Annotated in this window: 23 protein-coding genes; 14 read left to right on the top strand and 9 right to left on the bottom strand. The window is 59.8% G+C overall.

The window, feature by feature from the left end; translation table 11 throughout:
- Nucleotides 1-13: 13 nt before the first annotated feature.
- Both urtB and urtA read right to left on the bottom strand, forming a co-directional pair.
- On the bottom strand, nucleotides 14-1,597 hold the full coding sequence (urtB, locus tag AC1DU8_RS04390) for an urea ABC transporter permease subunit UrtB (RefSeq protein ID WP_477701805.1): 1,584 nt from the start codon (nucleotides 1,595-1,597) through the stop codon (nucleotides 14-16).
- 233 nt (nucleotides 1,598-1,830) lie between these two features.
- Nucleotides 1,831-3,102: an urea ABC transporter substrate-binding protein gene (gene urtA / locus AC1DU8_RS04385; protein ID WP_457282107.1), complete on the bottom strand. Its 1,272-nt coding sequence runs from the start codon at nucleotides 3,100-3,102 to the stop codon at nucleotides 1,831-1,833.
- Nucleotides 3,103-3,395: 293 nt separating this feature from the next.
- Here urtA and AC1DU8_RS04380 point away from each other — a divergent pair, with 293 nt between their 5' ends.
- From AC1DU8_RS04380 to AC1DU8_RS04355, 6 genes are all read left to right on the top strand, one after another.
- Nucleotides 3,396-3,854: a hypothetical protein gene (locus tag AC1DU8_RS04380; protein WP_477707199.1), complete on the top strand. Its 459-nt coding sequence runs from the start codon at nucleotides 3,396-3,398 to the stop codon at nucleotides 3,852-3,854.
- Between the two features lie 93 nt (nucleotides 3,855-3,947).
- On the top strand, nucleotides 3,948-4,568 hold the full coding sequence (locus AC1DU8_RS04375) for a hypothetical protein (protein ID WP_477701807.1): 621 nt from the start codon (nucleotides 3,948-3,950) through the stop codon (nucleotides 4,566-4,568).
- Nucleotides 4,569-4,715: 147 nt separating this feature from the next.
- Complete coding sequence (locus tag AC1DU8_RS04370; protein ID WP_477707200.1) at nucleotides 4,716-6,035, top strand: hypothetical protein; 1,320 nt, start codon at nucleotides 4,716-4,718, stop codon at nucleotides 6,033-6,035.
- A 189-nt stretch (nucleotides 6,036-6,224) separates the two neighbouring features.
- Entirely contained in the window at nucleotides 6,225-7,397 is a 1,173-nt protein-coding gene (locus AC1DU8_RS04365; protein ID WP_477707201.1) for a phosphoribosyltransferase-like protein, read from the top strand.
- A complete protein-coding gene (locus AC1DU8_RS04360; protein ID WP_477702405.1) occupies nucleotides 7,375-8,043 on the top strand; it encodes an NADAR family protein in 669 nt (222 codons plus the stop codon). Before AC1DU8_RS04365 ends, AC1DU8_RS04360 begins: the two co-directional genes overlap by 23 nt.
- A 739-nt stretch (nucleotides 8,044-8,782) precedes the next feature.
- Nucleotides 8,783-10,231 carry a sensor histidine kinase gene (locus AC1DU8_RS04355; protein WP_477726474.1) on the top strand — a complete coding sequence of 483 codons (1,449 nt, stop codon included), beginning with the start codon at nucleotides 8,783-8,785 and terminating at the stop codon, nucleotides 10,229-10,231.
- Here AC1DU8_RS04355 and AC1DU8_RS04350 read toward each other — a convergent pair.
- Nucleotides 10,155-11,303, bottom strand: a complete 1,149-nt coding sequence (locus AC1DU8_RS04350; protein WP_477726473.1) for a GlxA family transcriptional regulator — start codon at nucleotides 11,301-11,303, stop codon at nucleotides 10,155-10,157. The genes AC1DU8_RS04355 and AC1DU8_RS04350 overlap by 77 nt on opposite strands.
- Nucleotides 11,304-11,405: 102 nt before the next feature.
- On the opposite strand from AC1DU8_RS04350, the gene AC1DU8_RS04345 reads away from it, so the two are divergent.
- The 6 genes from AC1DU8_RS04345 to AC1DU8_RS04320 all read left to right on the top strand — a co-directional run bounded on the left by AC1DU8_RS04345 (nucleotide 11,406) and on the right by AC1DU8_RS04320 (nucleotide 16,995).
- Nucleotides 11,406-12,272: a substrate-binding periplasmic protein gene (locus AC1DU8_RS04345; protein WP_457282112.1), complete on the top strand. Its 867-nt coding sequence runs from the start codon at nucleotides 11,406-11,408 to the stop codon at nucleotides 12,270-12,272.
- A gap of 73 nt (nucleotides 12,273-12,345) precedes the next feature.
- On the top strand, nucleotides 12,346-13,134 hold the full coding sequence (locus AC1DU8_RS04340) for an amino acid ABC transporter ATP-binding protein (RefSeq protein WP_477694295.1): 789 nt from the start codon (nucleotides 12,346-12,348) through the stop codon (nucleotides 13,132-13,134).
- Entirely contained in the window at nucleotides 13,134-13,790 is a 657-nt protein-coding gene (locus AC1DU8_RS04335; protein WP_457282114.1) for an amino acid ABC transporter permease, read from the top strand. The genes AC1DU8_RS04340 and AC1DU8_RS04335 overlap by 1 nt, the downstream gene beginning before the upstream one ends.
- A complete protein-coding gene (locus AC1DU8_RS04330) occupies nucleotides 13,787-14,473 on the top strand; it encodes an amino acid ABC transporter permease (RefSeq protein ID WP_477726472.1) in 687 nt (228 codons plus the stop codon). Before AC1DU8_RS04335 ends, AC1DU8_RS04330 begins: the two co-directional genes overlap by 4 nt.
- Nucleotides 14,470-15,909 carry an amidase gene (locus AC1DU8_RS04325; protein WP_477726471.1) on the top strand — a complete coding sequence of 480 codons (1,440 nt, stop codon included), beginning with the start codon at nucleotides 14,470-14,472 and terminating at the stop codon, nucleotides 15,907-15,909. The genes AC1DU8_RS04330 and AC1DU8_RS04325 overlap by 4 nt, the downstream gene beginning before the upstream one ends.
- Nucleotides 15,910-16,014: 105 nt before the next feature.
- On the top strand, nucleotides 16,015-16,995 hold the full coding sequence (locus AC1DU8_RS04320) for a lysylphosphatidylglycerol synthase domain-containing protein (protein ID WP_477726470.1): 981 nt from the start codon (nucleotides 16,015-16,017) through the stop codon (nucleotides 16,993-16,995).
- Nucleotides 16,996-17,143: 148 nt separating this feature from the next.
- Here the strand turns inward: AC1DU8_RS04320 and AC1DU8_RS04315 are convergent, their stop codons facing one another.
- Complete coding sequence (locus AC1DU8_RS04315) at nucleotides 17,144-19,891, bottom strand: hypothetical protein (RefSeq protein WP_477726469.1); 2,748 nt, start codon at nucleotides 19,889-19,891, stop codon at nucleotides 17,144-17,146.
- Nucleotides 19,892-20,231: 340 nt separating this feature from the next.
- Here AC1DU8_RS04315 and AC1DU8_RS04310 point away from each other — a divergent pair, with 340 nt between their 5' ends.
- On the top strand, nucleotides 20,232-20,462 hold the full coding sequence (locus AC1DU8_RS04310; RefSeq protein ID WP_477726468.1) for a SlyX family protein: 231 nt from the start codon (nucleotides 20,232-20,234) through the stop codon (nucleotides 20,460-20,462).
- Between the two features lie 13 nt (nucleotides 20,463-20,475).
- On the opposite strand, the gene AC1DU8_RS04305 is transcribed toward AC1DU8_RS04310, so the two are convergent.
- The 5 genes from AC1DU8_RS04305 to AC1DU8_RS04285 form a co-directional block, all read right to left on the bottom strand.
- The gene (locus tag AC1DU8_RS04305) at nucleotides 20,476-20,988 is read right to left on the bottom strand and encodes an SRPBCC family protein (protein ID WP_477726467.1); all 513 of its coding nucleotides are present in this window, start codon (nucleotides 20,986-20,988) and stop codon (nucleotides 20,476-20,478) included.
- On the bottom strand, nucleotides 20,975-21,358 hold the full coding sequence (locus tag AC1DU8_RS04300) for an ArsR/SmtB family transcription factor (RefSeq protein WP_477668188.1): 384 nt from the start codon (nucleotides 21,356-21,358) through the stop codon (nucleotides 20,975-20,977). Before AC1DU8_RS04300 ends, AC1DU8_RS04305 begins: the two co-directional genes overlap by 14 nt.
- A gap of 83 nt (nucleotides 21,359-21,441) precedes the next feature.
- Nucleotides 21,442-21,816 carry a GFA family protein gene (locus tag AC1DU8_RS04295; RefSeq protein ID WP_477668189.1) on the bottom strand — a complete coding sequence of 125 codons (375 nt, stop codon included), beginning with the start codon at nucleotides 21,814-21,816 and terminating at the stop codon, nucleotides 21,442-21,444.
- The gene (locus tag AC1DU8_RS04290; protein WP_477726466.1) at nucleotides 21,813-22,259 is read right to left on the bottom strand and encodes a hypothetical protein; all 447 of its coding nucleotides are present in this window, start codon (nucleotides 22,257-22,259) and stop codon (nucleotides 21,813-21,815) included. The genes AC1DU8_RS04295 and AC1DU8_RS04290 overlap by 4 nt, the downstream gene beginning before the upstream one ends.
- An 86-nt stretch (nucleotides 22,260-22,345) precedes the next feature.
- Complete coding sequence (locus AC1DU8_RS04285; protein WP_477702394.1) at nucleotides 22,346-22,522, bottom strand: DUF3606 domain-containing protein; 177 nt, start codon at nucleotides 22,520-22,522, stop codon at nucleotides 22,346-22,348.
- Between the two features lie 127 nt (nucleotides 22,523-22,649).
- Here AC1DU8_RS04285 and AC1DU8_RS04280 point away from each other — a divergent pair, with 127 nt between their 5' ends.
- Nucleotides 22,650-22,892: a hypothetical protein gene (locus tag AC1DU8_RS04280; RefSeq protein WP_477648985.1), complete on the top strand. Its 243-nt coding sequence runs from the start codon at nucleotides 22,650-22,652 to the stop codon at nucleotides 22,890-22,892.
- Nucleotides 22,893-22,976 lie beyond the last annotated feature (84 nt).

Here is a 22,976-nt window from a genome sequence, read left to right as displayed (position 1 = left end):
GGTGGTCGTCATCTCAGGCCTCCGCACTGCGGCCCTTCATCGCGAAGATGCCCTGCGGCCGCTTCTGGATGAAGATGATGATGAACACCAGCACGGCAATCTTGGCCAGCACGGCGCCCGTCCAGCCTTCCAGGAATTTATTGAGGATGCCCAGGCCCATCGCGGCATACACCGTGCCCGCCAGCTGGCCCACGCCGCCCAGCACCACCACCATGAACGAATCCACGATGTAGCCTTGGCCCAGGTCAGGCCCCACGTTGCCCACCTGGCTCAGCGCGCAGCCCGCCAGGCCGGCAATGCCCGAGCCCAGCGCGAAGGCGTAAGTATCAACGCGGGCCGTGTTCACACCCATGCAAGAGGCAATCGGCCGGTTCTGCGTGACGCCGCGCACAAACAGGCCCAGCCGTGTGCGGCTGATCAGCCAGGCCACGCCCAGCAGCACCGCCACGGCAAACACAATGATGACCAGCCGGTTGTAAGGCAGCGAAAGATTGCCCAGCACCTGCACGCCACCGCTCATCCACACCGGGTTTTCAACACCCACGTTTTGCGCGCCAAAAATCGAACGCACCAGCTGCTGCAGCATCAGGCTGATACCCCAGGTGGCCAGCAATGTCTCCAGAGGACGGCCATAGAGGAAGCGAATCACGCTGCGTTCCAGCGCCGCACCCATCAGCGCCGAGGCCATGAAAGCCACCGGCACCGCGGCCAGCAGATACCAGTCAAACGCGCCGGGAAAGTATTTCTGGAACACGCCCTGCACCACGTAGGTGGCATAGGCGCCAATCATCATCAGCTCGCCGTGCGCCATATTGATGACGCCCATCAACCCGTAAGTGATGGCCAACCCCAGCGCCACCAGCAGCAAGATGCTGCCCAGGCTGATGCCGCTGAAAATCGCGCCCAGCTTGTTGCCCCACTCCAGTGAGGCCTCAACCTTGGCCAGCGCGGCTTGAAGGGCCACCTTCACGTCGGCATCGGCCTCGGTGCCCAGGCGTTCTATCAGCACCGTTTTGGTATTGGGGTTCTTGCTGCCGGCCAGCTGCGCGGCGGCCTCCAGGCGCTTGGCCTTGTCGGTGCTGCCCAGCATGATGGCGGCGCGCATCAGCTCGAGCTGGTTCTTCAGCTCGGGCACGGTTTCGGCCGCGTAGGCTTTTTCAATCAGCGGCAGCCGCGCTTCGTCGTTGTCACCGCCCAGCGTCTTGATCGCATCGCGCCGCTGCTTCTCGTCTTTGGAAAACAGCTTCAACGCGGCCAGCGCGTTGTCGATCTCGCTGCGCATCAGGTTGGGGTTGATCACGTCTTCAGCATCAGCCGGCAGCGGCACCTCGGCGCCGGTGATCGGGTCAAAGGCTTTGTCGTCTTTCACGACAAACACCTTGTCACCCTTGGTTTTCACCGCATCGTCAGACAGCGCCTGTATGAATGCGGCCGTCTTCTCGTCAGCCTTGGCAGCGGCTTTACCCAGGGCCTCCACACGTGCCTCCGTTTCGCCAATTGACATGCCTTTTACCTCCTCAGGGCTTAAGGCATGGGCGCGAGCAGCTATCAAAAGCGTAGCAAGAAGGAGTAAGCGGAGAAGTGGGTAACGGAGCATAGGGAAAAGAACCTGTAGGTTGGGCACAGCACGCAACCGTGTTGCGCCCAGACTGCAACTTCCTGAAGGGGCACCGGCTCCGCTCCTAAGAGCAAGAACCGGACCTAAGACACCCAAAGGTGTCAAGACTGGAAGAAGCGTAGCGAGCGGACCGAGGTGGGGTTCGAGGAGCGGAACCGTACACCAGTACGGTGAGCACCACAGAGCCCCAGATCGGTTCGCGCAGTAGCTTCTTACTTCTTGACAGGCTCGTCGGGTTTCTTGTCGTTCCCTTCAATGTATGGGCTCCATGGCTTGGCCTTCACAGGGCCAGGCGTCTTCCACACTACATTGAACTGGCCGTCGGCCTTGATTTCGCCGATGAAGACCGACTTGTGCAGGTGATGGTTCTTCTCATCCATCTTGCTCACGATGCCGGAAGGCGCGTTGAAGGTCTGGCCGGCCATGGCGGCGATGACCTTGTCGGTGTCGGTGGACTTGGCTTTTTCAACAGCCTGCTTCCACATGTTGATACCGATGTAGGTGGCTTCCATCGGGTCATTCGTCAAAGGCTTGTCAGAGCCAGGGAGCTTCTTGGCTTTGGCATAGGCAGACCACTTCTTGATGAACTCGGTGTTGGCCGGGCTCTTGATCGACTGGAAGTAGTTCCAGGCAGCCAGGTGGCCAACCAGGGGTTTCGTGTCCACACCGCGCAGTTCTTCTTCACCCACAGAGAAGGCAACCACTGGCACGTCTTTGGCCTTCAGGCCGGCATTGCCCAGCTCTTTGTAGAAAGGCACGTTGGAGTCACCGTTGATGGTGGACACCACAGCCGTCTTGCCGCCTTGCGAGAATTTCTTCACGTCAGCCACGATGGTTTGGTAATCGCTGTGGCCGAAGGGGGTGTATTTCTCGTCGATGTCGGTGTCTTTGACACCCTTGCTCTTGAGGTAGGCGCGCAGAATCTTGTTGGTGGTGCGTGGGTACACATAGTCAGTGCCCAGCAGAACCCAACGCTTGGCGCCGCCGCCGGCCTTGCTCATCAAATAATCGACCGCAGGAATAGCCTGCTGGTTAGGTGCCGCACCCGTGTAGAACACGTTCTTGGAGAGTTCTTCACCTTCGTACTGCACAGGGTAGAACAGCAGGCCGTTCATTTCTTCAACCACTGGCAGCACCGACTTGCGGGACACAGACGTCCAGCAACCGAAGATGACGGAAACTTTGTCCTGGCCGAGCAGCTGCTTGGTTTTTTCAGCAAACAGGGGCCAGTTGGAAGCCGGGTCAACCACCACGGGCTCAAGCTTCTTGCCCATCACGCCGCCCTTGGCATTGATCTCTTCGATCGCCATCAGCACGGTGTCTTTCAGGGTCGTTTCAGAAATTGCCATGGTGCCCGACAGGCTGTGCAAGATGCCAACCTTGATGGTGCCGCCCGCCTGGGCAAAAGCGGCAGGCATGGCGCCAAGGCCTGCCAGTGCGACTGCGGCGGTCATCGCCTTGAGGGTAAATCGACGTTGTTGCATGTGAATCCTCGCTCCGGTAGATAGGTGTGTGAATCGCGTTTCGCTGCGCCAAAACCAGGGGAAACCAAGGCTTTTACACAGCGATGAACCGATTCTGGGGATCGGAGGGGGATTGGGGAATACGCCGGGTGGCGTATGCGGGGTGGCCGGTATGCTGTGGGGTGCCGGTGAGGGCCGGCATTACAGGGAGGCCACTGCATCCACCGACCTCTCTCCAATATCAAACTAAAAAAAGAGGACTCTCTTATATGAACGCGCTGGTTTCCCGCTCTTCACACCTGGTCATCCTTGCCTTGACCGCCACAATCCTCGCAGGGTGCCAGACCACCCAACCCGGCCCAGGCGCAAGCAACCCCGAGCCCAGGATTCTTTCCGTCACCCGCGTAGGAGGAAAAGGCATCCCCAACGGCCGATCAGATTCAACGGCGCCCTATTTACGCGTCATCAAGTTGCAAACCGCCACCGACCCTGGCTACGGTTACTCCGCCGCAAACGCCATCAGAACAGGCCCCTACGACACCCGGCTTCATCTTCTGTACCTCAACTCATTGCGAGGACCAAAAGGCGAACCCATCACCTACGAGCGCCGGGGCGCCTGCTGCGAGTACGAAGACAAGTCGCTCCCCAGAGGTGGTGGGCTGCTGGATGTGTACGACATTCAGGTTGACGGAGGCAGCAAGACGATCACGATTTACGTGGATATGTACCGGACGGGGCCGCCGTTGTTGCCGGTTGGGTTTACGGCTCGGTAGTGAGGCCGCATTCTTGAGCCTCGAGGTCTGGCAAACCAAACTCCGGTCACGCAGAAGCGTTGCACTAACTTAGCCGTTTAACGATACTGCGGCATGGCCCTCCTCAATCTGCACCCCGATATAAAAGTGGCGTTAACGCAGCATGTGAGCACTGCGCTCCAACGACTTGAACCGTCTCGATACCAACAGGAGCCAAACTACATAGCGGCACTTCTCGGAAAACTGGATGCGGTCGTATACAACGGGCCGCATGGCTATCTTGAACTTAAGAGTACGTCCGTGAATGGCATCGGTAGAGGCTCCGCCGAAAAGTGGTGTGGCGCCGATTTCGCACTTATTGCTGTAGTTAGGATTGGTGGAAATGAAGTAACGAAGTCTGTTCTGGGTCAAGCTAAAAGGGGACCTATTGACGCACTAAGCGCTTCCGAGACCGCTCGCCTAGAAAATCAGATTATCAGAATGTCGATGTCCACGGACCATTACATAGTTACCTCTACACCTGTGGGTCAGGGAGAAACGGTCTCAGTAATCAGGTCGAAGCCATCAAACTCAATCATGCTTTATCCTGCACAGACATTACCGGACTACCTCGAAACATTTGTTCGCTGCAGCCATGGCGACAGGCGAAAAGGCTTTACTCATGCTGTGCAGGATTCGCAACTTCCTCAGTTAAAAATCGTCCTTGATTCCGCTCAGCGCGATGCATCTCGATAAAACGTCGAACCTGAAGCAGGGAGATTTTCGGCAAATGTCATTCTGCGCTGAGTGCCTTGGTACATTCACAGGCGGTGCTATCCCAGTCACTTCTATTCTCAGACTTCGTGCGCAGCGTGAGAATGGTCTGTAACGCCGGAGCAAGCGATGCTCACCACTGAATTGCACCAAGACCAAATACCCACAGTTTTCACAAAACTTTGTGAGTTGATCGGAGAAAGAGCATGGCTCGATCCTGCCCAAGACGTGAGGTCTCAGATTGTTCAGTGGCCCTACATGCGAGACCACTACTTGGACCAGTATCGGGTGGTGATGGCTTTGAGCGAGTGTTCCATCGCGACGGAGAACAACGGAGGGATCCTGCCGTGGGAAGTCACTAAGGGCTCGGTGTTTGTAGAGACATTCATTTTCGCGTTCCAAGTGCTACAACTCATTGAAGCCGCGCGGAAGATATCGCCCAAGCGGACTCGCGTGCTAGTCTCGCGCGTACGGGAGGCGCTGCGCAGCCCGAGAATGCTACAAGCGATGCAGCTTGAAGCGCGTGTGGCGACTCACTTCGTCATCGCAGGTCGTCGCGTCGTTTTCCCAGAGCTGGGGAGCAATACTGAAAATTTTGACGTTCTCATCGAGGACCTTGGTCCGACGGGTCTGGAGATCGAATGTAAGGTGGTGACGCACGACAAAGGGCGAAAAATTCACCGAGCCGAAGCACGTCACTTTCTCGGTCGCTTGCAAAGCTCGCCATTTATGCAATCAGTTGCCGAGAGCCTGAAGCACGGACTCGCCGTGCGCATTACCGTGCGCGAGCGCATGCCATCAGCGGAAAAATGGGAGAAATTGAGTTCCACCATTGAGCAGCTAATTCTGACCGCCAAGAGTGCGGCTTTAGAAGACGGCACGCATGTCAATCTGATTCAATTCGAATTGACCGAACTGGGAAGCCTCGAACATCCGGTCTCGCAATTTACGAGAGACGCCGTTGAGAGAATTACGGGTGCCAAGAACTCCCATTTCTCTATTCATCGTGCCGAAGGTAACTTCGGCGGCGTTCTTTTGGTGATCGTTGACAGCGCTCAGCCTGACTCCATGCTGCACGAGATGTTCACTACCTTTGCCGAATCGGCAGGCCGCCAATTAACAGGCAGCCGTGCCGGCGCGCTGATGGCAACATTCGAAGGATTGGGAAGTGATGCACTTCTGAACATCGCTACCAACGAAGGTGACGGTAGCATTTACTCCTCGCTAGCCTGGGAAGCCAGCTCGTTTTTGGAGCGTTCAGATTACCCACATGTAGTGGGCGTCGGTTTCCTGAGCGAGCCGGACTTTAACACCGCGGATGGGTCGAAGGGAGGCGTAACCTACTGGATTCCAAAGCCGATTAGTCCTTTATGGAATCCTGCGTTTTCCGGCTTATTCGGCAAAATTCCACGGCGACCCCTTGTCATCTCGCAAAGTCGAACAAGCTAGGTCGCTGAGCTCGTTTCGTAAAGTCCATCCACCGTGCCAATTCCGGACTGCGTGTACGAGCGATGTTCGCACCGCGTCGGCGAAAGTCAATATGAGAAGAAATGATTGGATTGTGGAGTGAGCCCCTCGGACTGGACCACAGAATTCAACAGTCTTTTTCAGGGAAATCAATAGGGTTGCATGACTCAAATGAGACGCCCCGTATCAATTGGGGCGTTCACGTTCGCCGGGGTTCTCCTCAGCGGGGGTGAAAATTACCGTATAGGTAAATGGACAAGTGAACATCAGATAGTGACATTTAAAAACTATTCAAATGGGGGACGCGGCATGACTCAGGCGCAACTTGTTCAGTCAATCGCAAATGTGATCTCGACCTATCGTGCAGGTGAACTGCCAGCCCCTGACGCCGCGCATGTTGAGAGGTGGGCCTCACAATTTACTCCGGAAAATCGAGTTGAATTTCTTCGCGCATTTGACCACGTCATTAAACAGACCTTTATAACGAAGGCGCATGTCGTCGCTTTCATAGATCGTCTCACGACCAACGCCGCACTGACAGGGGCTAACCCGGCGGACTATTGGTCCAAGGCCACGGTCCTCAGTTTGCAGAAGGTTGGTTTTAGCCAAAAGTCAATGATTGAACTGTTGGATGAAGTCCTGTTGAAACGATTCGGATTTAAGTCAAATCACGATTCAAGCAAGGGTGGAGATTTCATCTATCTCGACGACATCATTTTTACAGGGACGCGAGTTGGAAATGATGTGGAGGAGTGGATTCTGAATGCAGCTCCCGTGACGGGGAAACTCCAGATCGTGGTTGCGGGCTGGCATACTTTTGCGCGATTTAAATTGGAGCAGAAGTTGAACGCGGCAAAGTTCACCGCAAAAAAAACCATCGACATTAACTACTGGTCAATACCAAGCTACAGGTTCGAGAATACTGTCTACAGGAGTGAGCACTCCCAAGTGTTGGCCCCTTCAGTGATTCCGATTTATAAAGAGGTACAGGACTATTTCGCTGAACCGACTCGCTATCCGATTAAATTGAGAACGGTTGGTGGCAACCTGGGAATTTTTCCGTCAGAGGCGGCACGAACTATCCTCGAGTCTGAATTCCTGATTGCTGGGGCCAAAATTCGCGCAAAAGGTAATACGAAGCCGATAATTCGCCCCTTAGGTTTTGGCTATTTTGGGGCGGGTTTTGGGGGACTGGTGGTCACTTACCGGAATTGCCCTAATAATTGTCCTCTGGCTATGTGGTGGGGTGATCCAGCGCAGCACACCGGGCCGTTGGCGTGGTATCCGCTCCTAAGCCGCGACGGAAATTCATCGGCAAGAAATGTCTTTAGTAAATTCTTCTAACCAAATTGAACCCAGCATAAGAGATCTTCGGCGGTACCGACGAGCCGATTGCGTTGTCGTCTATAAAACAAAGGAAGACTGGGGCGGACTTTCCAACATGGCGGGAGGATTCCCTCTCCTTGTCAATGATGTGCGGATTCTTACCAGTGAGGCGCTGTACCAGGCTTGCCGCTACCCCCATCTTCCTGACGTGCAAAGAATGATCATTCAGCAAACGAGTCCCATGACCGCAAAGATGAAGGGAAAGCCTTATCAGAGCGAGACTCGACCTGATTGGGAAGAGGTTAAGTTCAAAATCATGCGATGGTGTCTTAGGGTAAAGCTTGCGCAGAACTATCAAGAGTTCTCACGCCTTCTGTTAGCTACACGACAACGAGACATCGTGGAGCAATCCAGGAAGGATGACTACTGGGGTGCCAAAGTTACTGAAGACGGTGAGGAGTTGGTTGGAGAAAACGTCCTGGGCCGATTACTAATGGCTTTGCGTCAGCGCCTGAATGACGACACACCCGAGTCCTTGCAGTCGGTAGAGGCACTGCCTATTCCAGACTTCACGCTTTTTGACAGACCTATCTCCACTGTCATGCCGCAAATGCGCAAACTTGACCCCGAGCCTCCGCCTGACAGTAATCGGTCACTATTCTGATAGTGTCAGTTTCCATTGACTGCTGCTGGATTGAGTGAAGCACAACAACAAGCACCAGGCAGATCAAACGGATGGCATCTTATCGTTGTACTCAGGCGCTACGCTTGGGATCAATGCGACTGCCCCGCCTCTACACACCCAGCACCAGCTTGCCGCCTTCTGAAACCACATGCGGGCAGCAGATCAAACATGAGCCTATTTAGTACAGCGGCCCTACCGGGGTAAGGTTGTCTTCTATCTTGTCGTTGGCGAACGGCTCTGCCGGCATGATGGTGCTGCTGCGGCGAGCGCCTCAGTCGTCCCACGCTGAGCCCGCACGCACGCATGAATAAAAAGGTACACGTTCCACCCGTGTAACCACCGCACAAAGACAACCAAAGACGGCTCGCCCAACGCCGCCAACACTGGCAAGATCAGCACAAGGCTGGCGGGACAACAAAAACCAGACTTTCATGCCCCGGCTGCCGTGAAGCCAATGGAACACGGCGCAACGCCAAACGGCCGCGCCGCAATCCCGATACCTCGCAAAGAAGGTCTTCATGAAGATCTCCCCAAGCGAAGGCGGGGCAGATTCCGTAAGCCAAATGATAGGTAGAAGCCCCACTCCCGCCCTCTTCTTCCCACCCGGTACTCAAGGGAAAATCACTGATATTGTTGTTGCCCGCACCCCGCCCCGCTTACAGAAGAATCCGCTCTCAATGACGCCCACCACGCCAGCAGCCCCCGAAGGCGCCGTTCGATGACCCCACGCGAGACCTGGATCAGCGTGCAGCTGGCCCGCACGTTTATGCAAAATGCGCGGCCTACGCTGCATGCGGCCGTGCTGATCATTCTGGTGGTGGTGGCAATGCTGCATGGGCGTGTGGCGCCATGGGACTTGTGGGTATGGACCCTGGCCACCGGCTCCATGACGCTGCTGCGTTATGCCATCCTGCATGCTTACCGCCACCGCCTGGCGGAGGCCGACGGGGTGGCGCTGCGGGAGTTCATGTCGCTCCTTGGATGGGCCTGGCCCTTGAGCGCGGTGGTCTGGGGCTCGCTGATGTTTGTGGTGTACCGCCAGGCCCCCATTGAAGACCAACTGGTGTGCATCATGATCCTGGGGGGCATCGCGGTGGTCGCGGTGGCTTCGGGCCCGCCGAGCTTGCGTACCGTCTCAGCGTACTGCAACGGCTTGAGCGCCTCGGTGCTGGCGGCCCTGGCCTGGCGAATAGACCTGACGGGGGGTGTTCCTTCGGTGCTCGACACCGGCGCCGAAATGGGGGTGGTGCTGGTCTTCCTGTGGGTGGCCCATGTGACGGGCCGGCGCATGTACCGGGCCCAGCACATGAGCCTGGAGCGGCAGTTCGACCGCCAGGAACTGATCAAGGCTCTGGAGGAGCGAAAACAGGCCCTGGCGGAGGCGGAAGCCGTGCGGAGCAGCTTTATTGCCAGCGCCGCGCATGAGCTGCGCCACCCCGTGCAGGCGCTGGGCCCGTATGCCGACTGGCTGACCAAAGAGCCGGAGTTCGCGGCGCAGATTGCACGCAAGATTGGCGATTCGACACGCAAGATTGACGAGCTGTTTGAATCGCTGTTCAGCCTGGCGGGGCTGGAACCGGCTTCGCTGAGCGTGCACCTGCAGCCGGTAGACCTTGGCGCGCTGGTCCACACGCTGGCCGAAGAGCACACGCCGCAGGCGCGCGAAAAAGGCCTGCGACTGCGCACCCGAACCGCCGCGGGACGGGCGGTGTCAGACCCGGTGCTGCTCACGCGGTTGGTGGGTTGCCTGTTGTCCAATGCCTTGCGCAACACGCATGGCGGCGGTGTGTTGCTAGCCGCGCGGCCGCGCCGGGGAAAGTGGCGCATAGAGCTGTGGGACACAGGCACCGGCATTGCGCGTGAACGCCAGCAGACTTTCTCTGAAGGCATCCCGCAGCAGGGCATGGCCGAGGGCTTCGGGCTGGAGCTGGCGGTCGTCTACCGCCTGAGCCAGCTGCTGGGGCACCCGGTGGGCATGACGGAACGCCAGGGACGCGGCAGCGTCTTCTGGGTGGAGTTGCCCCGGTATGAGGAGGTTGAGAAAAGCGCAAATGCTCCCCGGGGGCCTCTATCTGGGCCAGTAATTGGGCCTACACCTCCACCGCAGGCAACGCCTTCCGCAACCGCCCGGGTGAAACACCATACAGCTGTTGAAAGTGCCGGATGAAGTGCGAGGCATCGGCAAAGCCGCATTCATAGGCGATGGTGCTCACCGGTGAATCGGTTGAGGTCAGCAGCCACCGGCCGTACTTGAGCCGCGAGTTGCGGTAAAACCCTGAAGGGGAAGCGCCCGTTTCTGCCAGAAAAACCCTTTCAAGTTGCCGACTGCTGGAATCCACAATCCTGGCGATGACGGAAATTTCAAGCGGCGTGGTGATGTTCTTTTCCATCAGCACAATGGCCTGGCGGAGCTTGTCGTTGTCGGCACAGGCATAACCCAGCGCGCGCCGGCGCGCGACGTGCGAGATGGCGGATTTGCGGGTTACCGTCATCTGGTGCACAACCTTGGCGGCGCGGTCCGGCCCGCAATGCAGGCGAATCAGCTCAGTGGCCAGCTCGATGATGGAGATACCGCCCGCGCAGGTGATCCGGTCACCATCAAAGATGTAGTCGCAGTTGGTGGTGAAGGGTAGATCGGGAAAGGCTTCCTTCCAGTCATTGACATGGAAGGGATGAACACAGGCCATGCGGCCTTGCATGAACCCATGCCGCGCGAGTGCAAAGCTGCCGGTGCAAATGCCGATCAACGGCACACCGGCTTTTGCGGCGTGGTTCAGAAACTTCACACCTCGAGGGTCGGCCGTTTTCATGAAGGGCAGCAAGCCTCCGATCACCGCCACGTAATCAAAGTTGCAGTCCGACGAAGCCGCGGGCAGCGTGGCCACTTCGACGCCACAGCTGGAGGCCACGGTCTCGCCGGCGGCGCTGAGCACCGCCCACGTGCAGCGAAGCTGCCGGCTCTGGTCGCCCAGGTCTGCGGCGTGGCGCAGCGCATCGCACAGCCCCGCCAGCGACAACAGGGGAAAACGCGGGCACAGAAAAATACCGACCCGCAGTTCCACACCGGTTTTGGGAGGCGTTTTGGCCTTGGCCGCGTCAAGCCGGTCCACCAGCTGGTTGCCCTCATCCTGTGCGCCGGCCGCCTTGTTGGCCTTCGCGGGCGCACGCTTTGCCCGCTTTGCCGCCGCAGCTTTGGGCGCAGAAGCGGCCTTTGTCGGTAATTTTCCTGAATGTCGCATACGTTCAATTTACACGCCAAAGCTTCCTATGACAAGTTGACGGTGCTTCATACCATCCACCCCGTCAGTGAGAGTTTCTTTAAACCACCATCAGGAGTTTTCATGAAAAAAACATTCGCCGCACGCCTCTTGTGCATGCTTCTCGCCGCGGGGGCGGTACTGCCGGCTGCCAACGCCCAGGCCTTGCAAACCGTTGAAAAAGACGCGTTGACGATCGCCTTCACCGGCGACATGCCGGGCACCGGCTACCAGGACGGCGCCATGATTGGCTACGACGGCGAGATCCTTCAGCGCGTGGCTGAGGCCGTGAAGCTCAAGGTCAAGCCCGCCCTCATGGAATGGTCGGGCACCATTGCTTCGGTGCAGGCCAAACGTGTCGACGTGATGGCCGGCACCATGGGCTGGACCGAGCAGCGCTCGAAGATCATGACCCTGAGCGACCCGATCCATTATTTCAAGAACGGCATCACCCAGTCGAGCAAGACCAACTGGTCGCACCTGAAGGACCTGGAAGGTAAGAAGGTCGGCACGATCACCGGTTTTTCGTTCATTCCGGAGCTGCGCAAAATCACCGGCCTGCAATTGACGATGTATGACACATCCGACGCGGCAGTGCGCGACCTGCTGGCCGGCCGTATTGACGCAGTCATCGGCGACCCGCCCGTGATGCAGTACGCCATTTCGCGTAACCCGCAGTGGAAGCTCAAGTTCAACGCCTTTGTTGACAACAACCCGGACTACCCCCTGCTCACCGGGCTGGGCCAGGTGGTGTTTGGCCTGAACAAGGACAACCCGGAACTCGCCAAGGCCGTGAACGCGGAAATCGCCAAGCTCTGGCAGAGCTGTGAGCTCAAAAAGATCGGCGGCAAATACGGCCTGGTGCAAGACGTCTGGTATGTGCCCGTGGGCCAGAACTTCCGCGCCGGTGTAGACCGCCCCGCCGACTGGAAACTGCCGTCCTGCAAGTAAGCCCTTCGAAGCATGGATACAGGCGAACGCGTGTTTTTCTCATGCGTTCGTCTGCGTCAAAAAACTGAATCCAATGAACAACACCCTGTTAAAAGTCGACGGGCTGAAAAAAAGCTACGGCCCGCTCGAAGTGCTCAAGGGGATTTCCTTTGACCTGCGTAAAGGCGAAACCCTTTCGCTGATCGGGCCCAGCGGCTCCGGAAAGTCGACCTGCCTGCGCTGCCTGAATTTTCTGGAACAGCCGGGCGAAGGCGCCATCGTGCTTGACGGCGAGCGAATCGGCCAGGTGCCAACCCGGCACGGCGGGTTCCGCTTCATGAATGACCGTGAACTTGCACCGCAGCGCCGCGAGATCGGCATGGTGTTCCAGTTGTTTTACTTGTGGCCGCACCTGAACGTTCGCGACAACGTGGCCCTGGGCTCCATCAAGGCAGGCGGCATGTCGAAACCCGAAGCCTATGAGCTGGCCGACGCCATGCTGGAGAAGGTTCACCTTTCCAGCAAGGCGAATGAATACCCGGAGCGTTTGTCCGGAGGGCAACAGCAGCGCGTGGCCATTGCCAGGGCCCTGGCCCAGCAGCCCAAGCTCATTCTGTTTGACGAGCCAACCTCTGCGCTTGACCCGGAGCTGGTCGGCGAGGTGCTCACCGTGATTCGTGAGCTGGCCGAAGAGGGCCGCTCGATGATTCTGGTCACACACGAAATCCGCTTTGCCAGGGACGTGGCCGACCGCGTGATCTTCATGGACGGCGGCCACATTGTTGAGCAGGGCCCCGCTGTCGATGTCATCAACAACCCGCAGCTGGAACGCACCCGCAGCTTTCTGGGCCAGGTGGCGGACAACCCGGGGCTGGCCAGGTGATGGAACAGCTGGGAATTTTCGGGGGCATCCTCGCCGTGCTGATGGGTGGCGCGGTTACCGCCGCGGTGGTAGCCCTGGGTGCTTTCGTCATTGCGCTGGCGGGCGGAATGCTGCTGGCGGTGACAGTCACTTTCGCGCGCTTTCGTTTGCTGAAGCTGGCGATTGCCGCCTACATCGAATGGATGCGCAACGTTCCGGCATTGGCACACCTCTTCGTGATCTATTTCGGGCTGGCGGCCGTCGGCATACGGCTCTCGCCGCTGGTGGCGGCAATTTTGGGCCTGGGGCTGGTTGGCGCAGCGGTGTTGTGCGATGTATTTGTCGCCGGGCTCAAGTGCCTGCACGCCGGCCAGCGCGAGGCCGCCCTTTCCGTCGGAATGACACCGCGGCAGGCGCTGATTCACATTCTTCTTCCACAAATGCTGCGGGTGACGTGGCCATCCCTCGGCAACTACACCAGCCAGCTGCTCAAAGACACATCCATCGCTTCTGCGATTGCCGCGCCGGAAATCATGTTTTTTGCCAGGAACCTGGTGACCTCTACCTTTGAAACCACTTTGATCTATCTTGCCGCCATGCTGTTGTATGCGGCCATGGTGCTGCCGGTCAGTTGGGGATTTGCCAAGGCCGAAAGCCGCATGGAGAACAAGCGATGAACAGCTTTTTTGCAGTCTTCCTGCAATACTGGCCCGAGTGGGCTCCCCGCCTTGCAGAGGCGGCCAAAGTAACGGCAAAGCTGTCATCTGCGGGCTTTGTGATGGCCCTTCTTTTGGGCGCGGCCCTGGCGGCCATGATCCGCAGCGGTCGGCCAGCCCTGCGCTTTGCCGCGAACTTCTTCATCCAGTTTGTGCGCACCGTGCCCTTGCTCGCGCTGCTGCTGGCACTCTACTTTGCGCTGCCGCCGCTCGGGCTTACGCTGCCGGGCTTCTGGGCCGGGGTGATCGGGCTGGGCCTGCACGGCGCGGCGTATGTTGCCGAGATCCTGCGCGGAGGCCTGCAGTCAATTCATCGCGGGCAGCGCGAAGCAGCGCTGGCCGTTGGCCTGGCGCCGCACCAGGTGTTTATGCATGTGGTGTTTCCCCAGGCGCTGCGCGTCATGCTGCCACCCTTGCTGAACACCTATGTGGCGCTGTTAAAAGACAGCTCACTTTGCGCATTGATCGCCACGGACGAGCTGATGCTGACGGCGCGGGCCATGTCCAGCGAGTTCTTCCTGCCCCTGCACATCTTCCTGCTGGTGGGCGCCTTCTACTTTGCCATTGCTTTCCCCTTGTCAATGCTTTCGCGGGCGCTGGAAAAGCGCCTGTCGCGCGGCCGGCGGGTCATGGGTGCTTCATGACCGACACCGCCCATACCTCCCATATCTCCAACACCCCGCTTGCCTACGCTTCCATGGAGCAGACGCTCGAGGCTCTGGCCAGCGGAGAGACCACCAGCGAAACACTGGTCGAAACCCAGCTCTCACGCATAGACGCCTTTGACGCCAAGCTGCACGCCTATGTAGACCTCTATGCAGATGAAGCCTTGCAGGCCGCCCGCGGCCTGGACAAGCTCAGGCAGGCCGGCTTCACGGTCGGCCCGCTGCATGGTGTGACCATTGCCGTCAAAGACCTGTTTGAAATTAAAGGCCATGCCATCACCGCGGGTTCCAGATCGCTCCCGCCGCGGACCTCCACCATCACGGCGACGGTGGTCGACCGATTGAGGGCAGCCGGCGCCATCGTGCTGGGGAAAACACACACGGTGGAATTTGCCTTTGGCGGCTGGGGAACCAATACTTCCATGGGCACACCCTGGAACCCTTGGGACCTTGAAACCCACCGTGTGCCCGGCGGCTCCAGCAGCGGCTCGGCCGTGGCGGTTTCGGCGGGCATGGCCAGCGCAGCGCTGGGCACGGACACCGGCGGCTCCGTTCGCATTCCGGCCGGGCTCTGCGGGCTGGTGGGGCTGAAAACGACGCACGGGCTGATCAGCCGCTACGGCCTGATTGACCTGTGCCCCACGCATGACACGGTGGGGCCCATCACACGAACGGTGAAGGATTGCGCGACGCTGCTGGACGTGCTGGCGGGGCCCGACCCGCAGGACGCGGCATCCCGCTTTTCGCCCTCGCGTTCGGTTTCAAAAGAGATTGAAAAAGATGTCAGAGGAATGCGGGTCTGGACCCTGCCCAGAGCTGAACGCGAAGACGTGGACCCGGAAGTGCTGAAGGCTTATGACAGGTCTCTTTCCGTGTTCACCGGGCTTGGCATGACCCTGGTGGACAAGCCGCTTCCGCAAAGCCTGGCGCAATCCATGCGCATTGCAGGCAGCCTGATGAGCGCCGAAGGCTATGCCAATCTCGGCACGCTTTTCGAGCGCAATGAGCTGGAGTTTGACCCGAACATCAAGCGGCGGATCATGCTGGGCCGGGACATCGGGGCCGCCCAGTACATCACCCTGCTGCGCGACCGTGAGTCTGCGAAAGCCGCGATGCTGGACGCCATGGACGGCGTCGACGTTTGTGTATTTCCGACCAATGCCATTACCGCCATTCCCGTCAGCGAGGTCGACGAACTGGCCACGCCGCTGTCAAGGTTCGGGCGCTTTGTGAACCTGCTTGATTTGTGTTCGGTTGCCGTTCCTGCGGGGCTTTCTGACGGCGGGCTTCCGGTTTCGATTCAAGTGATCGGGCGGCCCTTTGCCGAGCCCACGATATTGCGCGCGGCGTTTGCGTTTGAGAAGGCAACGCCATGGAACCGCCTGCATCCCGCAGGCCTTGAGCTGGAGCGCTGAAGGGGCGGCGCTGCAGCGTGGTGGGCCACCGTCGGTTTTCGCCTACAAAAATCAGCGCCAGCCTCGCTGGAGTTCGCTTTGTGCCTTGCTGAAAATGCATTGATCATGCCCAGCACTGCGGCTCACCTTCCCGACAGTACGTCCCCGGCAGCCGCAACGTCGCTGTGGCCGCGCATCCGCCGCTGGGTGTTTCCTGCGCTGGGCATCGTCGTCCTGGGTTTGCTGGTTTCCCATGCCCACAAGGTGGACTGGGAAGGCGCCTGGCAAACGCTGCGGCGCTACTCGCCTCTTTTGCTGCTTGCGGTGCTGGGCCTGGCCACGGCCAGCCATGCGCTGTATGGGTGCTTTGACCTGATAGGCCGGCAGCACACGCGCCACAAGCTGCCGCGCCTGCAGACCTGGGCCATTGCGGTCACCAGCTATGCCTTTAACCTGAACCTGGGCTCGCTGGTCGGCGGGGTGGCGCTGCGGGCGCGGCTGTATGCGCGAGCCGGGCTGGACGAAGCCGCCATTGCGCAGATCGTGGGCTTGAGCCTAGCGACCAACTGGCTGGGCTATGGGTTGGTGGCGGGGAGCCTCTTTGCCGCCGGCGCCATTGCGCCGCCCAGCCAGGCGCACATTGGCGCCGCGGCGCTGCGCCTGCTGGGCGTGGTGATGGTGCTGATTGCACTGGGCTACGTGGTGGCGTGCGCGTTGGCGCGCGGGCACGCGTGGCGGGTGCGCGGGCGGCGGCTGAATCTGCCTTCGGCGCAGCTGGCCCTGGTGCAGCTCGGAATTTCGGCCAGCAACTGGGCACTGATGGGCGCGGCCATGTATTTGCTGCTGGGCCAGCAAGTGCCCTACACCACGGTGCTGGGCGTGCTGATGGCGGCGTCCATCGTGGGGGTGATCATGCCGATCCCCGGCGGGCTGGGTGTGCTGGAGGCGGTCTACCTGGCGCTGCTGTCGGGCAGCGTGCGCCAGGGGGCATTGATGGGTGCGGTGCTGGCCTACCGCGCGCTTTACTACCTGTTGCCGCTGGCGGGCGGGCTGGTGCTGTATGCGCTGCTGGAGCGGTATGCGTCAACCCACGCTGAAGCCCATTAGCCGAGGTACCGCTTGGTGATCGACATGGCGAGCATGACGGTTGTTGCCTTCCCCTGGATTGCTATCAATAACGTAGCTGCTTGCGCCCGGTCATAAAGGGCTGCAGGCCAAAATGATGCCAAATCGGCCAGGCCAGGCACCGCACGCACTACCTGAATATGCGGGAGCCGATCAGCACGCCCAGCTTTCGGTAGCTTTCCCACTGCGCTTCGTCAAAGAACTGGTCAAACGTGGTTTGCTGCGGGAACGACGGCTTTTTGGTCTGGTATTCAAACAGGTCAAGGGGCGCGCCCTTGATCAAACGCGGCTTGAGCACCAGCAAGATACTTTCAGAGGGCTTGCCCGGCTGGCTGCTGGCATAGCGCACGCGGTAGAGCAGCGCGCACTTTTCGTCGAGCGGCGCCAGCGGATCGGTTGCCGGGCGCAGTTCAGATTCGTCGCGGGCGAAATAAGGCGCCAGTGTGGCGGCATTGGGTGCAAGCCGGGGAACCGCGCTCGGCCCGACACATTCAAACTCGGCACCGAAATCGATGCGTGCCAGGCGCATCAGATTGGCAAGGTCTTCAAAGCTGTAGTTCGGGTCTGCGCCGCAATCGCAGCAGACGATGAATTCCACCCGCCTGCGCAACAGCTCGAAGACGCCTGTGTTCTCAAAGTGCCCGCCGTCGCTCAGGTACCAGTGCGAACCGTCCGTGCCCAGGAAGCGGGCCCGCAATTCGCACTGCAGATAGCTCTGGTTGCGCCATAGAAAAAAAGGTGTTTTGGTGTCCTTTTTGCCGGAGTCCCACCACCAGCCCAGGCGTATGTTGGTGATGGTGAAAAGCATGGCCTGCCCCAGCGAGGTGCCGCGGCCCAGCCCTGTCGAAAATGCCGCGCCCGACACGCCCACCCATTGGCCGATGGACAGCTCGGGTGGCGCCCGCCTGGCGGCTTTGGCCTCAATGCCTGCGAAATTGCCGGTCTTTGCATTCCAGAGCCTGCCGTCCACGGTGATGCCCGCGGGTGTGACTGCCAGCGGCAGGCCCTGCCTGTCCCGCTGTGTCAGCTGGTCGCCGGTGCCCGTGGTGGCATTGATGGTCACGTTGATGAGGTGGGCCGGGCCCAGGTGGTCGTTGCGGTAGTAGGCCTCGCGCGTGAAGTCGTCGCTTGCATCGGCCTCGGTCACGTCCATCTTGGGGCGTTCCGATTCAAACCGTGCCTTGTTTGACGCCCCCAGGTAGGCACGCGTGAGGCGCGCACCGTACATCACCTGCAGGCTCGACAAATTGATGAACCCCAGAAAGTAGCCAGCCACCGCCACAGCCAGGAGGCAAAAAACAATGGAAATGACCGGGTAGAAGTATTGCCATACCCATGATGAGTCCACGCCAAAACGGACCGTGGTGAACATGGATTCGATCATCAGCTGCCCGAGCCCCGGCAGCGGCGGCTGCATGCCAAACAGCAGGGCCGCGGCCGCGCAGTTCCAGGCCACGGCCAGCAGCAGGGCCAGCGCCAGCCCGACCGCGCCAAGCAGGGTGTTGAGCGGCAGCCTGCTGAGCAAACCGTCTTTTCCGGGCTGGGCCAGCACCGGCGCAAACTGCTTCACGGCCGCCACCAGGGCCGCGACCACACCGGCCACGCTGAAAACAGTGAGCGGTGTTGACTGGCTTGTCGCCAGCCAGAGATACAGCGTCTGCCCCGCGGTTTCAATCAGCGCCAGCACGGCAATGATGAATGAGTATGTCAATACCCGCGAAAGCCACCGTGTGATGCGGTTGCGAAACAGCCCGGGTGATTGCTGCGGAAGGTACTTCGCCACAAAAAATACGCCCAGGGAAAACGCCAGGATGACGTCTATCAGCACCAGCAGCAAAACAGGCACCGGAACAGCCTCAAGCAGTGACCCGGCGCCGGCGGCCGGCGGCGCTACCCGGCTCCAGATGACACAGGCAGCCAGCACACCCGCGGCCAGCAAGCCGGCGGCCGCCAGCGCCGGGGTGGGGATGGCCGGCAGCTGCGCTTTTTTTGTGTGGGTGCCGGAAGGCGAGGTGTCCTGGTCGAGCCAGTAGGCCGCGCCGCACGGTATGACCGCAAGCACGAGCCAGATGCCCAGCACACCGAACCACGGGCTGAACCAGATGTCTCCGCCCTTCAGCGGAGGCCTGGGCTGCATCATGGATTCCAGCGTAAGCCCCAGCGCATGAAATCCCTCCCATGGAATCTGCAGGCTGCCGTAACGCAGGGCAAACATCAAAAGGAAGATGGTCAGCAGGGTCACGCCGATCACGTAATGCACCGCACACAGGTTGCGGATGGCAATGGCGATGTCGTAGAGAAAGTCACCGGTGTTGTTCGGTGCCAGGTAACGCCCGTTTTCACGCAGCCAGCGCAAGGGGCGGTCGGGCATCTGGGTGAGCGCGGTCTGGACCTTGCTCAACCTGCCGGGCGGGTCGGTCGCGAGTGCTTCGTAGGCTTCGGTGGCCAGCACTTCGGGCGTGGGCGGCGCAGGAGGTGTATGGGGCGCCGCAGGCGTGAGGGGATCGCGGGGGCGAAACAGGGCCGAGAAAAAACTGCCGGTGTACCCGCCCCCGCTGACGGTGGAGAGAAAGTCAAAACGGGCAAGCAGTGGCCAGGGCTTTTGCCGGTCTTTGGGGCTGCTTTCGGGCCCGCTTTCTCCCGGGAGGTTGAACCCGGCTTTTGCCAATGCCTGCAACACGCCAAGGCAAAAGGTGGCGCTGCGGATGCCGCCGCCGGACAGGGCCAGGCCCCACAGCTCCTGGGGCGCCGTGCCGCTGGCATAAATAAAACTCCGCCGGAAATCGATGGCCTTGCGCTCTTCTTCTTGCGCCCCCTCCTGCGCCTGTACCTGCGCCTGTTCCGGTGTGACGGGGTTTCCAGTGCCTGGCTCGGTCATATCTCGCCTCCTTGGGCAAACAACACAGCTACCGCATGGGCTTTGAAGACGGCTGCTGCGTTGCCATGAAACGCGACGCCCTGCAAAGACTCAGGCCAGCTTAGGCAGGCGGTGCGGGAAAGACAAGGCTCTTATTCCCACAAATCGTATCGAAGCAACGCGCAGGCGGCGGCGCCAGCGAAACCTGACAGCTTCATCACCCGAACTGCTATCAATAACATAGCTGATCGCGCCCAAACATAAAGGGCTGCAGGCCAAAATGATGCGTAAATAATTGCTGTGGAGGCCGCTGGAATGCGTGGGCGCCCCTGCCCCGCGCAGCTTCATGTCCAATACAGGCATGGAACCGACGAACGACACATCCCAAACCGACCAGCGCCTGACGGCGCTGGAGATCAAGGCCAGCTTTACCGAAGACCTGCTGGACCAGCTCGACAAGGTCATCGTGCGGCAGCAGCAGCAAATTGATGCGTTGGTGCGCGAGGTGGCAGAACTGAAAGCCGGCCCGGTGCGCGACGGCGATGTGACAGTGGGCCGCAGCCTGCGCGACGAGCTGCCGCCGCACTTCTAGGCCTGCCCGCAGCTCAGACACCGAGATGCGCGGCGAGCTGGTCGAGGGTGCCGCCGTAGCCTTGCGTGAGCGACGGCTTGAGCTCTTCGAAATACTGGCGTTCAGCCGCAAGCTCACCAAAGGGTCGCGCGCGCAATGACACGACGGTGCTTCCGTTTTTCTCGGCGAAGGTCACGGTGTTCTCAATTTCCAGGGGGCAGGCTTCGCTGAATGGCGCGCGCGCAATGCCGCAGTGTTCGTTGGCAAACGAGTTCAGCCACACGATGCGTTCACCCGCGGCGATTTCACGGTAATTGAACCGGCCCCACATCGTGGGTGCGCCCGGAAACTTCATGGCGTAGTGAAAAAACCCGCCGGGCCTGAACTCGAAACGCAGCAGGTCGATGGAGCAGCCCTTGGGCCCCCACCATTGCTGGATGCTGCCGGCCTCGCTCCACGCTTTCCATACGCGCTCACGCGGGGCCTTGAACACGCGGTCGATCAGGAACGGGGAAGCCATGGCTGCCTTGACGTCATTTGCGGGCATGTTTCTTTCCTTTTTTGGGGGTTGACTGAGTTGACTGGGCTGATGACGTGGATGTGTCCGGCTGCAAAAACGCATCGAGCCTGTCGAAGCTGTCTTCCCAGACATTGCGGTACAGCGCCATCCAGCTGGCGACTTCTTTCAGGGGTGCGGCCTCCAGGCGGCACGGCCTGGTTTGCGCCGCTCGTCCGCGAGAGATCAAGCCTGCCCGCTCCAGCACCTTCAGGTGTTTCGAAATGGAAGGCTGCGTCATGTCGAAGGGTGCCGCAAGTTCATTGACCGTGGCTTCGCCGGAAGCCAGCCGGGCGACGATGGCGCGGCGGGTCGGGTCCGCGAGGGCGGCGAACGCCTTGTTGAGGGTGTCTGGGGTCATTACATGGCCAATCGTTTATATAGCTGTTTGGCTATATTAAGGCGATCAAAAGAGGATGTCAACGGCTTGCGGCTTGGGCTCAACTACCAGAGGTTCTTGCCGTCGATCACCGTCACAGGTGCTTCGGCCGCGTCAAACCCGTCAAAGAGGCGGGCATTGACGCCGATGCGGCGGGTGGTGCCGTCCCAGCTGCCGTCCATCTCGAATGCGGGGCTGTCTGAATAGGTGGACACGCCGCATTCGGCGCAGAAGTGGTGGTCTACCAGCTTGGTCTGCCAGCGGTAGATGGCGTCGCCATCCGTGGGCGTGGTGACATGGAACTGCCCGGGTGTGTAGTACGCCAGCAGCGCACCGCGCCTGGCGCAAAACGAGCAGGTGCAGCGCGTCAGCTGCGCGGGGATTTCGCCGTCAATGCGAAAGGCGTTTTTGCCGCAATGGCAGCTTCCTGTGATCGTCATGCGCCACCTCCTCGGACTGTTGCATCGCCGTCTTCACCTTCCCCGTATTCGTCGTCTTCTTCATCCGTTTCATCTTCTTCATCTTCATCGGCCACGACGCCGGCAATTTCCTCTGCTCCGCCTGCGGCCAAGATGCCTTCGCCCTCTTCATCTTCTGCTTCCGGGTCTTCATCGCCGACGACTTCCCCTTCTTCCAGGAAGTCGGCCTCGTCCATTGTCCGGTCAGGCAGGATGTCGGCATCAGGCCGCTCATCGCCGATGACACCGGCACGCTCGCCGGTGCCGACAGCGTCGCTGTCGCTGGCCAGCTCTTCGTCGCTGTAGGCACCTAGCGTGTCGCTGCCGGTGTCTGAACTGTCGCCCGGGCCGAGCGACTGTGTGTCTTTTCCGCGCATCCACTGTTCGGGCGGAATGCTGCCACCCGCAATGCTGCTTTTTGCCATGCTGTGCCTTCTTTCATGCTTGTACCGGCGCGAACCACGCGCAATGACGATGGGAAAGGCGCCAACCGCCGCCCCTTGAGATGGCGCTATTTTTTACCCAGGTACTGGCGCACGGCGGAGGCTGAATTGCCGACAGCCTTGACGGCGTCGCGCAGTTGCTGCTCGGTGCAACCCAGGGTTTTGGTCCAGTCGCGAACCTCATAGTCCTGCCCCAAGGCGATGAACCTGCGGTCCACACCGGTTTTGGTTGTGTCATCAGCCATGATGCATCTCCTAGGGAAAAAACGAATGCTAGGACAAAATGTCTGGGGTACCCTGTAGGACAAAACCCGTCACGCAGGCAGTCCACTTTCTGACACCGGCTGACATCTCCAGCTCCAGGTGCACGCCATGTCACTTCCACCGGATTTCAAGCCTTCAGACTTTTCCATCGGCTCCATCAGCGACCGCCAGCTCGTGAACCTGGCCAAACTGGCCGGTGCCATGACGGAAGGCGACGCGCTGACGCCGGAGCTGCAGGAGTTCACCCTGCTGATCATGGAAAAGTGCGCAGACATCGGCGACAAGTACAAAAGCCAGAAACACGGTCGCACAGCCGGCGACGAGATTCGCGCCCTGTTCGGGGTTTACTGATCGCCCTGCGGGCGCCTGCCCTGGCCGGCTGCCACTTAACTTAATATGCTACTAAATTGATAGCTTCTTGCGCTTACTCCTATT

The organism is Polaromonas sp. P3_A5, from assembly GCF_056403055.1.
The sequence above is the reverse complement of the archived record's forward strand: the minus strand, read 5'-3'. Positions and strand labels throughout refer to the sequence as shown.

Bases quoted from the DNA above. Each gene is read 5' to 3' on its own strand.
- AC1DU8_RS04315 (WP_477726469.1), bottom strand. From the start codon at position 19,891: ATGACCGAGCCAGGCACTGGAAACCCCGTCACACCGGAACAGGCGCAG.
- AC1DU8_RS04320 (WP_477726470.1), top strand. From the start codon at position 16,015: ATGCCCAGCACTGCGGCTCACCTTCCCGACAGTACGTCCCCGGCAGCC.
- AC1DU8_RS04290 (WP_477726466.1), bottom strand. From the start codon at position 22,259: ATGGCAAAAAGCAGCATTGCGGGTGGCAGCATTCCGCCCGAACAGTGG.
- AC1DU8_RS04360 (WP_477702405.1), top strand. From the start codon at position 7,375: ATGTCTTTAGTAAATTCTTCTAACCAAATTGAACCCAGCATAAGAGAT.
- AC1DU8_RS04375 (WP_477701807.1), top strand. From the start codon at position 3,948: ATGGCCCTCCTCAATCTGCACCCCGATATAAAAGTGGCGTTAACGCAG.
- urtA (WP_457282107.1), bottom strand. From the start codon at position 3,102: ATGCAACAACGTCGATTTACCCTCAAGGCGATGACCGCCGCAGTCGCA.
- AC1DU8_RS04325 (WP_477726471.1), top strand. From the start codon at position 14,470: ATGACCGACACCGCCCATACCTCCCATATCTCCAACACCCCGCTTGCC.
- AC1DU8_RS04355 (WP_477726474.1), top strand. From the start codon at position 8,783: ATGACCCCACGCGAGACCTGGATCAGCGTGCAGCTGGCCCGCACGTTT.
- AC1DU8_RS04350 (WP_477726473.1), bottom strand. From the start codon at position 11,303: ATGCGACATTCAGGAAAATTACCGACAAAGGCCGCTTCTGCGCCCAAA.
- AC1DU8_RS04285 (WP_477702394.1), bottom strand. From the start codon at position 22,522: ATGGCTGATGACACAACCAAAACCGGTGTGGACCGCAGGTTCATCGCC.
- AC1DU8_RS04295 (WP_477668189.1), bottom strand. From the start codon at position 21,816: ATGACGATCACAGGAAGCTGCCATTGCGGCAAAAACGCCTTTCGCATT.
- AC1DU8_RS04340 (WP_477694295.1), top strand. From the start codon at position 12,346: ATGAACAACACCCTGTTAAAAGTCGACGGGCTGAAAAAAAGCTACGGC.
- AC1DU8_RS04330 (WP_477726472.1), top strand. From the start codon at position 13,787: ATGAACAGCTTTTTTGCAGTCTTCCTGCAATACTGGCCCGAGTGGGCT.
- AC1DU8_RS04370 (WP_477707200.1), top strand. From the start codon at position 4,716: ATGCTCACCACTGAATTGCACCAAGACCAAATACCCACAGTTTTCACA.
- AC1DU8_RS04305 (WP_477726467.1), bottom strand. From the start codon at position 20,988: ATGCCCGCAAATGACGTCAAGGCAGCCATGGCTTCCCCGTTCCTGATC.
- AC1DU8_RS04280 (WP_477648985.1), top strand. From the start codon at position 22,650: ATGTCACTTCCACCGGATTTCAAGCCTTCAGACTTTTCCATCGGCTCC.
- AC1DU8_RS04310 (WP_477726468.1), top strand. From the start codon at position 20,232: ATGGAACCGACGAACGACACATCCCAAACCGACCAGCGCCTGACGGCG.
- AC1DU8_RS04365 (WP_477707201.1), top strand. From the start codon at position 6,225: ATGAGACGCCCCGTATCAATTGGGGCGTTCACGTTCGCCGGGGTTCTC.
- AC1DU8_RS04300 (WP_477668188.1), bottom strand. From the start codon at position 21,358: ATGACCCCAGACACCCTCAACAAGGCGTTCGCCGCCCTCGCGGACCCG.
- urtB (WP_477701805.1), bottom strand. From the start codon at position 1,597: ATGCTCCGTTACCCACTTCTCCGCTTACTCCTTCTTGCTACGCTTTTG.
- AC1DU8_RS04345 (WP_457282112.1), top strand. From the start codon at position 11,406: ATGAAAAAAACATTCGCCGCACGCCTCTTGTGCATGCTTCTCGCCGCG.
- AC1DU8_RS04335 (WP_457282114.1), top strand. From the start codon at position 13,134: ATGGAACAGCTGGGAATTTTCGGGGGCATCCTCGCCGTGCTGATGGGT.